Consider the following 9,398-nt stretch of genomic DNA (forward strand, 5'->3'; position numbering starts at 1 on the left):
GGCATCCGCAGCCGGTTGCTTTCGGTACGTCCCACGCGACACCGCGGCAATGGCGCAATTGATCTCCCCCGCCAAGGCGGCGGCGCTCTAGGCTCTTGCGTGCCGCCCGGTCGCGCAACGCGTGGACGGGCCGCGCACGCGCACCGACAAGCAGCGGTACTTGAGCGCCGCCCCTGAAGGGAGCGCCGCCGGGCAAGGAGGGCCGCATGACCGTACGGCGAGTAATGGGCATCGAGACGGAGTACGGGATCTCCGTCCCCGGCCACCCCAACGCCAATGCCATGCTCACCTCGTCCCAGATCGTCAACGCCTACGCGGCGGCGATGCACCGGGCGCGCCGCGCCCGCTGGGACTTCGAGGAGGAGAATCCGCTCCGGGACGCGCGGGGTTTCGACCTCGCCCGCGAGACCGCCGACGCCAGCCAGCTCACCGACGAGGACATCGGCCTCGCCAACGTCATCCTCACCAACGGGGCCCGCCTCTACGTCGACCACGCGCACCCGGAGTACAGCTCCCCGGAGGTCACCAATCCGCGCGACGCGGTCCTCTGGGACAAGGCCGGTGAACGGATCATGGCCGAGGCCGCCGAACGCGCGGCCCAGCTCCCCGGTGCCCAGCCGATCCACCTGTACAAGAACAACACCGACAACAAGGGCGCCTCGTACGGGACGCACGAGAACTACCTGATGAAGCGGGAGACCGCGTTCTCCGACATCGTGCGCCATCTGACACCGTTCTTCGTCTCCCGCCAGGTGGTCACCGGCGCGGGGCGGGTGGGCATCGGCCAGGACGGCCACGAGCACGGCTTCCAGATCAGCCAGCGCGCCGACTACTTCGAGGTCGAGGTCGGGCTGGAGACCACGCTCAAGCGCCCGATCATCAACACCCGTGACGAACCCCATTCCGACGCCGAGAAGTACCGCCGGCTCCACGTGATCATCGGGGACGCGAACCTCTCGGAGATCTCCACCTACCTCAAGCTGGGCACCACGTCCCTGGTCCTGTCCATGATCGAGGACGGTTTCATCAACGTCGATCTCGCGGTCGACCAGCCGGTGCGCACCCTGCACCAGGTCTCCCACGACCCGGACCTCGCCCACCTCATCACGCTGCGCAGCGGCCGCACCCTCACCGCGGTGCAGTTGCAGATGGAGTACTTCGAGCTGGGCCGCAAGTACGTCGAGGAGCGGTACGGGGCCGACGCCGACGAGCAGACCAAGGACGTCCTGAACCGCTGGGAGGACACCCTCAACCGGCTGGAGAACGATCCGATGAGCCTGTCCGGCGAGCTGGACTGGATCGCCAAGCGGGAGCTGATGGAGGGCTACCGCCGTCGCGACGGCCTGGACTGGGACGCGGCCCGCCTGCACCTGGTGGACCTCCAGTACGCCGACGTGCGGGCCGAGAAGGGCCTGTACAACCGTCTGGCGGCCCGCGGGAAGATGAAGAGGCTGCTGGACGAGGGCGAGGTCGACCGGGCTCGTACGAAGCCCCCGGAGGACACCAGGGCCTATTTCCGCGGCCGCTGCCTGGAGCAGTACGCCGACGATGTGGCCGCGGCCTCCTGGGACTCGGTCATCTTCGACCTGCCGGGTCACGACTCGTTGCAGAGGGTGCCCACCCTGGAGCCGCTGCGCGGCACCCGTGACCACGTCAAGGATCTCCTGGACCGCTGCCGTACGGCACAGGAGCTGGTCCAGGTCCTCTCGGGCGGCTGAAAGGGACGGGAACGGGGAATCATCGGGATGACCCCCGGACGTTGAGGGAAAGTACCGGGCCGATGTCGGAGCCCGTGGGTAGGGTCTCAGTCAAGTGCTTCGAACCGAGCGGGGTGAGCTAGATGGCGACCAAGGACACCGGCGGCGGACAGCAGAAGGCGACGCGCTCCACCGAGGAGGTCGAGGAACGGGCGCAGGACGCGCAGGCCTCGGCGGACCTCAAGGACCGCCAGGAGAAGCTGAGCGACGACGTCGACTCGGTTCTGGACGAGATCGACGACGTGCTCGAGGAGAACGCGGAGGACTTCGTGCGGTCCTTCGTCCAGAAGGGCGGACAGTAATTCGCGTATGTGAACGCGAAGGATCGGTGAGCGGTGTGCGCGGTACGGGCCGGGTCGGCCCGTACCGCGCGGTCGCAAACGGCAGCTCGAGCCGTACAGCCGCTCCCGAGGTTCGGGTGGATCGCCGCCGCGGGACGGGTAGGGTCCGTGGCGTAACCGCATCAACCGCAATTCGGCCATCGGCAAGTTGGGAGACGATCCTGACGCCTTGCGCAGGGCCGTCGCTTACCTGGAGGGAAACGCGTGGAAGCCAACACTCGTAGCACCGGGCGTCTACCAGCTGCCTTCCTGACGCCGGGATCCTCTTCGTTCATGGATTTCCTGTCCGACCAGGCACCCGGAATGCTCCCGGGCAACCGGAACCTGCCGCCGCTGCAGGGGGCCGTCGAGGCGCCGCACGGGACGACCATCGTCGCGGCGACATTCTCCGGTGGTGTGGTCCTCGCCGGTGACCGGCGAGCGACCATGGGAAACATGATCGCGCAGCGCGACATCGAGAAGGTCTTCCCGGCCGACGAGTACTCGGCGGTGGGCATCGCGGGCACCGCCGGGCTGGCCGTGGAGATGGTCAAGCTCTTCCAGCTGGAGCTGGAGCACTTCGAGAAGGTCGAGGGCGCCCAGCTCTCCCTGGAGGGCAAGGCCAACCGGCTCTCCACGATGATCCGCAGCAATCTGGCCATGGCCATGCAGGGTCTCGCCGTCGTGCCGCTCTTCGCGGGCTTCGACGTCGACCGCGAGAAGGGCCGCATCTTCTCGTACGACGTCACCGGCGGGCGTTCCGAGGAGCACGGGTACGCGGCCACCGGCTCCGGCTCGATCTTCGCCCGCAACTCGATGAAGAAGCTCTACCGCCGGGATCTGACGGAGCAGGACGCCCTCACCCTGGTCGTGCAGGCACTGTACGACGCCGCGGACGACGACTCGGCGACCGGCGGTCCGGACGTGGCCCGGCGCATCTATCCGATCGTCACCGTCATCACCGACGAGGGCTTCCGGAGGCTGGACGAGGCGGAATCCTCCGAGATCGCCCGCGCCGTCCTGGAACACCGGCTGGAGCAGCCCGACGGCCCGCGCGCCGCGCTGCTCTGACCCGCCGTTCCACAGCTTCCCCGACGCTCTCGTCACTGACAGAAAGGGACGGACAACAGGTGTCGACGCCGTTCTATGTCTCTCCTCAGCAGGCCATGGCCGACCGGGCGGAATACGCCCGGAAGGGCATCGCCCGTGGTCGCAGCCTGGTCGTGCTGCAGTACGCCGACGGCATCGTGTTCGTCGGCGAGAACCCGTCCCGCGCGCTGCACAAGTTCAGCGAGATCTACGACCGGATCGGCTTCGCCGCCGCCGGCAAGTACAACGAGTACGAGAACCTCCGGATCGGCGGTGTGCGCTACGCCGATCTGCGCGGCTACACCTACGACCGCGACGACGTGACGGCCCGCGGGCTCGCCAACGTCTACGCGCAGACGCTCGGCACGATCTTCTCCAGCGCGGCCGAGAAGCCCTACGAGGTGGAGTTGGTGGTCGCCGAGGTCGGCGCCGAGCCGGACGGCGACCAGATCTACCGGCTGCCGCACGACGGCTCGATCGTGGACGAGCACGGCTCGGTCGCGGTCGGCGGCAACGCCGAGCAGATCAGCACCTTCCTGGACCAGCGGCACCGCGACGGGATGACGCTCGCCGAAGCCCTCAAGCTGGCGGTGCAGGCGCTGTCGCGCGACCCCAACGGCAGCGAGCGGGAGATTCCCGCCGAGCGGCTGGAGGTCGCGGTCCTGGACCGGACGCGACCGCAGCAGCGGAAGTTCAAGCGGATCGTCGGCGCACAGCTCGCCCGGCTGCTGGAGGCGGACGGCGGCCCGGCGCCGACGGACGCCGACTCCGACTCCGACACCGAGGAGGGCGGCGAGTCCGCCGCGCCGAAGACGCCCGATTCCGGCGGGGACGTCGAGTAGCCCGCCCGTGACGATCCGTGCCGTGCCCCGATCCGCCCCTCCCGGCGGCCCGGGGCACGGTCATGTGCGCGGCGGTGCCGACGAGCCGCGGGCCACCAGACGTACGGGGAGGCTGCCCGGCTCGGCCGTCCGGTCGTCCAGGACCGCCAGCAGTGCGGTCATCCCGCGCTCCCCGACCTGCTCCGCGGGCAGCTGCACGGTGGTGAGCTCGGGCTCCACGGCCACGGCCAGCGCCAGATCGTCGAAGCCGGTGACCGACAGGTCGTCGGGGACGCGCAGACCGAGCCTGCGGGCCGCCTTGCAGGCGCCCGCCGCGAGGATGTCGTCGTCGCAGACGAGCGCGGTGGGCGCGGGGCCCCGGGCGGCCAGCGCGTGCTCCGCCGCGGCCCGGGCCGCCTGCACGTCGAGCGCCGCCGTGACCGTCCGTACCGAGGCGCCCGGCACCGTACTCAGCGCGTCGTGCAGCGCCCGGCCGCGTACCGCGAAGGTCCAGGAGTCGACCGCCGAGGCCAGGTGGACGAAGCGGCGGTGGCCCAGGCCGAGCAGGTGTTCCGCCACCTGCCGCATCCCGTCGGCGACGTCCAGATTGACGCGGGCCGCGACGCCGGTGTCCGCCGGATCGCTGTCGAGCATGACCAGCGGCAGACCGGCGCCGCGCAGTGCGTCCAGGGCCCCGGCCGCCATCGAGGAGGCGATCACGCCGTCCAGGGAGGAACTGGCCGAGGCGAACGGGTCCTTGGCCGGGCCGGTGCCGTCGGGCGACGGATAGAGCACGACACCGAAGCCGTGTTCGGCGGCGACCGTGGCGGCGCCGGTGTAGACGCGGGCGAAGAACTCGTTGGTGAGCGCGGGAACGACCAGCAGCGCGGTCCTCGTACGGCCCAGACGCAGATTACGGGCGGCGAGATTCGGCCGGTAGCCCAGGGCCCGGGCGGCGGTGCGGACGCGCTCGGCGGTGGCCTGGGAGACCCGGCCGCGCCACTTGCCGCCGAGCACCAGGGAGACGGTGGCCTGCGAGACACCGGCGGCCCGCGCCACATCGCGGCTGGTGGGCCGGGGCGGGGCGGGCTGTGGTGCGCTGGTCACTCGGGCCTCCGGGCCGATCGGGGCAGGCGCCGTGCGGTGGACCTGCGGACTGGCCACATGGTACGTATGAACCTCGAAGTTATACGTAAAACCTCGGGGTCGCCGAACCACCGGGGGAGAGGAGCGAGGCGTTATGGCCGCGGGCTATCTGGACATCCTCCGGGCGCGGCACGCAGCCCGACTGCTGGCCGGAACCCTGGTGGGACGGCTGCCGAACGGCACCGCCCCGATCGCGATCGTGCTGTTCACGCGCGCCGAGGGCGGCAGCTACTCGCTGGCCGGGGCGCTCGCCGCCGTCTACGGACTGGCCACCGCGGTCGGCCAGCCGCTGCTCGGACGCGCCGTGGACCTCTACGGGCAGCCCCGTGTCCAGCTCCCCGCAGCCGTGGTGTCGGCGCTGGGCATGATTCTGCTGGCGCTCGCGGGCCTGGGGTCGCTGCCGCTGGCCTACGTGGCGGTGGCGGTGGCCGGTCTCTTCACGCCACCGCTGGAGGGCGGACTGCGGGCCCTGTGGTCGAGTGTCCTGGGCCGGGAGGACCGCGTGCACCGTGCGTACGCCATGGACGCGGTCGCCCAGGAGGTCATGTTCACCGTGGGCCCGCTGCTGGTGACGGCGCTGGTCGCGGTCTGGTCGCCCGCCGCCGCGCTGCTCGTCATCAACGTGATAGGGGTCCTGGGGGCGCTCTCCGTCGTCCTCAGTGAGCCCTCCCGCGCCTGGCGCTCCGCGCCCCGCGAGGCGCACTGGCTGGGCGCACTGCGCTCGCCGGGGCTGCTGGCCCTGCTCGGGTCGTTCTTCTTCGTCGGGCTCGCGCTGGGCTCGATCACGGTGGCCGGGGTCGCCTACGCCGACGACCACGGCCGGGACTCGGTGTACGGCTGGCTGATGGCGGCGCTCGGGCTCGGCGCGCTGCTCGGCGGCACGGTCTACGGGGCCCGGCAGTGGTCCGGGGCGCCGGAGCGCCGGCTTCGGGTCATCGTCGCGCTGCTGGCGCTCGGCTACCTGCCCCTGACGCTGACCCCCTCGGTGCCCGCCATGACCGCCCTGGCGGCCCTCGCCGGGGTCTTCCTGGCACCGGCGATCGCCTGCTCGTTCATCGTCGTCGACCGGCACGCCCCGCGGGGCACCGTGACCGAGGCGTTCTCCTGGCTGGTGACGACGTTCGGGGTCGGCGCGGCGGCCGGGACGGCCGTGGCGGGACCCGCCGTCGAAGCGGGCGGCACGTCGTGGAGTTTCGCCGTCGCGGGGGCCGGAGGGGTGGCGGCGCTGCTCGTTCTGCTGGCGACGGGAAAGGCGCTGGAGGTTCCCGGACGCAGCGCAGTTGCGGCACGAGGATCGGAAAATGATCGGAACGGTGCTGTCGAACCCGGTTTCAGCTCAGGCCATCAGGCGTAATGTTCAGTCATGGACCGCCGCATTTTCGGGCTGGAGAACGAGTACGGCGTCACGTGCACGTTCAGGGGACAGCGCCGACTGTCCCCTGATGAAGTGGCGCGCTACCTCTTCCGCCGTGTTGTGTCATGGGGCCGCAGCAGCAATGTCTTTCTGCGGAACGGCGCCCGCCTCTACCTCGACGTGGGATCGCATCCGGAATATGCAACCCCCGAATGCGACAACCTGACCGAACTGGTCACCCACGACAAGGCCGGCGAGCGCATTCTCGAAGGCCTGCTCGTCGATGCCGAACGCCGCCTGCACGAGGAGGGAATCGCGGGCGACGTCTATCTCTTCAAGAACAACACCGACTCGGCAGGAAACTCCTACGGATGTCACGAGAACTACCTCGTGGCCCGGCACGGAGAATTCTCCCGGCTCGCGGACATCCTCATTCCCTTCCTCGTCACGAGACAACTGATCTGCGGCGCCGGCAAGGTGCTCCAGACCCCCCGGGGCGCGGTCTACTGCGTCAGCCAGCGTGCCGAGCACATCTGGGAGGGCGTCAGTTCCGCGACGACGCGTTCCCGCCCGATCATCAATACGCGTGACGAACCGCACGCCGACGCGGAGCGGTACCGCCGTCTCCACGTCATCGTCGGTGACTCCAACATGTCCGAGACGACCATGCTGCTCAAGGTCGGCGCGACCGACCTGGTGCTCCGCATGATCGAAGCGGGCACCGTGATGCGGGACCTGACGCTGGAGAACCCGATCCGGGCGATCCGCGAGGTCAGCCACGACACCACCGGGCAGCGCAAGGTACGCCTGGCCAGCGGCCGCGAGGCCTCCGCCATCGAGGTGCAGCGCGAGTACTACGAGAAGGCCGTCGACTTCGTCGACCGCCGCGGCATCCGCACCGGCACGGTCGCCCGGGTCCTGGAGCTCTGGGGCCGCACGCTCGACGCGGTCGAGGCCGAGGACCTCGACCGGATCGAGACCGAGATCGACTGGGTGATGAAGTACAAGCTCATCGAGCGGTACCGGGCCAAGCACAACATGACCATGTCGCACCCGCGGGTCGCTCAGATAGACCTCGCCTACCACGACATCCACCGTCGTCGCGGCCTGTACTACCTGCTGGAGCGCAAGGGACAGGCCGCCCGCGTCTGCAACGACCTGAAGATCTTCGAGGGCAAGTCCGTGCCCCCGCAGACCACCAGGGCGCGGCTGCGCGGCGACTTCATCCGCAGGGCGCAGGAGCAGCGGCGGGACTTCACCGTTGACTGGGTCCACCTCAAGCTCAACGACCAGGCGCAGCGCACGGTGTTGTGCAAGGACCCGTTCCGTTCGGTGGACGACCGGGTGGAGAAGCTGATCGCGGGTATGTGAGCCGGCACGGGACACTCCCGGCCACCGGCGCGACGCGGGCCCCGTACGTTTCTCGTACGGGGCCCTGCGTACGCCCTAGAGTGGCGGGGACTCAACCCCATCGTGTCGTCTGAGATCTGAGGAACAAGTGCGCCGACTTGCCGGCCTTCTCGTCGTCCCCCTTCTGCTGCTGACCGCGGCATGCGGTGGCGAGAAGGGCTCCGATTCCGTTTCCGCTTCCGCCTCCGCCGAGTCGAAGGACGGGTTCCCCGCCGTCACCGCGGGTGCGAAGTTCGGCGAGAAGCCGACCCTGGCCAAGGGGAAGGGCAACCCGCCCAAGGAGCTCAAGACCAGAGTCCTCACCGAGGGCGACGGCGCCACGCTCAAGAACGGCGACGCGATCCAGGTCAACTATCTCGGCCAGTCCTGGGACTCCGACAAGCCCTTCGACAACAGCTTCGACCGCAAGCAGCCCTTCGACCTGACCCTCGGGGCCGGCATGGTCATCCAGGGCTGGGACAAGGGCCTCGTCGGCCAGAAGGTCGGCAGCCGTGTCCAGCTGGTCATCCCGCCGGACCTCGGCTACGGAGCCCAGGGCCAGGGCGACATCAAGCCGAACGCCACGCTCGTCTTCGTCGTCGACGTCCTGAAGGCGACACAGATCCCGGCCTCCGCCAAGGGCACCGAGGTCGCCCAGGACAACATCGACCTGCCGAAGGTCGGCACCAACACGGACGGCAAGGCCCCCAAGGTCACCATCCCCACCAAGAGCACCCCGCCGGCCAAGCTCGTCTCCAACTACGTCCTGGAGTCCAAGGGCGAGGTCGTGAAGGACACCGACAGCGTCGTCGTGAACTACGTCGCACTGACGTGGAAGGACGGCAAGACCTTCGACAGCACCTACGCCGCGGGCAAGACGCAGACCTTCCCGCTCGCCCAGGTGACCCTGAAGGGGCTGAAGAACGGCCTGGTCGGCAAGAAGATCGGCAGCCGGGTGCTGCTCGTCATCCCGCCGGACCAGGGCTTCGGGGACAAGGCGCAGCAGACCATCCCCGCCAAGTCCACGCTGGTCTTCGCGGTGGACCTGCTGGCGAAGATGTAAGACTGTCCAGGTTGCCCAGTTCATCATCAAGAGGAGCAAGTCAGTGAACATCGAGAAGCCCGAGATCGACTTCCCGGAAGGCGCGCCGCCGGCCGACCTGGAGATCAAGGACCTCTGGGAGGGCGACGGCCCGGTCGCCAAGGCGGGCGCCACCGTTTCCGTTCACTACGTCGGTGTGGCCTTCTCCACCGGTGAGGAGTTCGACGCCTCCTGGAACCGCGGCCGGCCGCTGGAGTTCCAGCTCGGCGCCGGTCAGGTCATCGCGGGCTGGGACCGCGGCGTGCAGGGCATGAAGGTCGGCGGCCGTCGTCAGCTGACCATCCCCGCGCACCTCGCGTACGGCGACCGCGGTGCCGGCGGCGGCGCCATCGCGCCGGGCGAGACGCTGATCTTCGTCTGCGACCTGGTCGCCGTCTGAGCCGCGCCTCCGCGTGAACGAGGGCCCGTGCCGTCAGGCAC

Annotated in this window: 9 protein-coding genes; 8 read left to right on the forward strand and 1 reads right to left on the reverse strand. The window is 69.7% G+C overall.

Annotated elements, in window-relative coordinates; all coding sequences use genetic code 11:
• Nucleotides 1-206 precede the first annotated feature (206 nt).
• The 4 genes from dop (at nucleotide 207) to prcA (ending at nucleotide 4,008) form a co-directional block, all read left to right on the forward strand.
• Complete coding sequence (gene dop, locus ACFCV8_RS33690) at nucleotides 207-1,718, forward strand: depupylase/deamidase Dop (RefSeq protein WP_376689314.1); 1,512 nt, start codon at nucleotides 207-209, stop codon at nucleotides 1,716-1,718.
• Between the two features lie 122 nt (nucleotides 1,719-1,840).
• Nucleotides 1,841-2,059 (forward strand): ubiquitin-like protein Pup, encoded by a 219-nt coding sequence (locus ACFCV8_RS33695; RefSeq protein WP_376689315.1) that lies wholly within the window; start codon nucleotides 1,841-1,843, stop codon nucleotides 2,057-2,059.
• A 243-nt stretch (nucleotides 2,060-2,302) separates the two neighbouring features.
• A complete protein-coding gene (gene prcB / locus ACFCV8_RS33700; protein WP_376689316.1) occupies nucleotides 2,303-3,148 on the forward strand; it encodes a proteasome subunit beta in 846 nt (281 codons plus the stop codon).
• A gap of 59 nt (nucleotides 3,149-3,207) precedes the next feature.
• Nucleotides 3,208-4,008, forward strand: a complete 801-nt coding sequence (gene prcA / locus ACFCV8_RS33705; protein WP_376689317.1) for a proteasome subunit alpha — start codon at nucleotides 3,208-3,210, stop codon at nucleotides 4,006-4,008.
• Between the two features lie 60 nt (nucleotides 4,009-4,068).
• Here the strand turns inward: prcA and ACFCV8_RS33710 are convergent, their stop codons facing one another.
• The gene (locus ACFCV8_RS33710; protein WP_376689318.1) at nucleotides 4,069-5,094 is read right to left on the reverse strand and encodes a LacI family DNA-binding transcriptional regulator; all 1,026 of its coding nucleotides are present in this window, start codon (nucleotides 5,092-5,094) and stop codon (nucleotides 4,069-4,071) included.
• Nucleotides 5,095-5,227: 133 nt separating this feature from the next.
• Here ACFCV8_RS33710 and ACFCV8_RS33715 point away from each other — a divergent pair, with 133 nt between their 5' ends.
• The 4 genes from ACFCV8_RS33715 (at nucleotide 5,228) to ACFCV8_RS33730 (ending at nucleotide 9,357) form a co-directional block, all read left to right on the forward strand.
• Entirely contained in the window at nucleotides 5,228-6,487 is a 1,260-nt protein-coding gene (locus tag ACFCV8_RS33715) for an MFS transporter (protein WP_376689319.1), read from the forward strand.
• A 9-nt stretch (nucleotides 6,488-6,496) separates the two neighbouring features.
• The gene (gene pafA / locus ACFCV8_RS33720) at nucleotides 6,497-7,858 is read left to right on the forward strand and encodes a Pup--protein ligase (protein WP_072484408.1); all 1,362 of its coding nucleotides are present in this window, start codon (nucleotides 6,497-6,499) and stop codon (nucleotides 7,856-7,858) included.
• Between the two features lie 127 nt (nucleotides 7,859-7,985).
• Entirely contained in the window at nucleotides 7,986-8,939 is a 954-nt protein-coding gene (locus tag ACFCV8_RS33725) for an FKBP-type peptidyl-prolyl cis-trans isomerase (RefSeq protein WP_376689320.1), read from the forward strand.
• Between the two features lie 43 nt (nucleotides 8,940-8,982).
• Entirely contained in the window at nucleotides 8,983-9,357 is a 375-nt protein-coding gene (locus ACFCV8_RS33730; RefSeq protein WP_376689321.1) for an FKBP-type peptidyl-prolyl cis-trans isomerase, read from the forward strand.
• Nucleotides 9,358-9,398: the final 41 nt, after the last annotated feature.

Source organism: Streptomyces sp. NPDC056347 (genome assembly GCF_042262625.1).
In the GTDB taxonomy this organism is placed as follows: Bacteria; Actinomycetota; Actinomycetes; order Streptomycetales; family Streptomycetaceae; genus Streptomyces.

Excerpts from the sequence above, each read along its gene's own strand:
- dop (WP_376689314.1), top strand. The coding sequence starts at position 207 with ATGACCGTACGGCGAGTAATGGGCATCGAGACGGAGTACGGGATCTCC.
- ACFCV8_RS33695 (WP_376689315.1), top strand. The coding sequence starts at position 1,841 with ATGGCGACCAAGGACACCGGCGGCGGACAGCAGAAGGCGACGCGCTCC.
- ACFCV8_RS33715 (WP_376689319.1), top strand. The coding sequence starts at position 5,228 with ATGGCCGCGGGCTATCTGGACATCCTCCGGGCGCGGCACGCAGCCCGA.
- pafA (WP_072484408.1), top strand. The coding sequence starts at position 6,497 with ATGGACCGCCGCATTTTCGGGCTGGAGAACGAGTACGGCGTCACGTGC.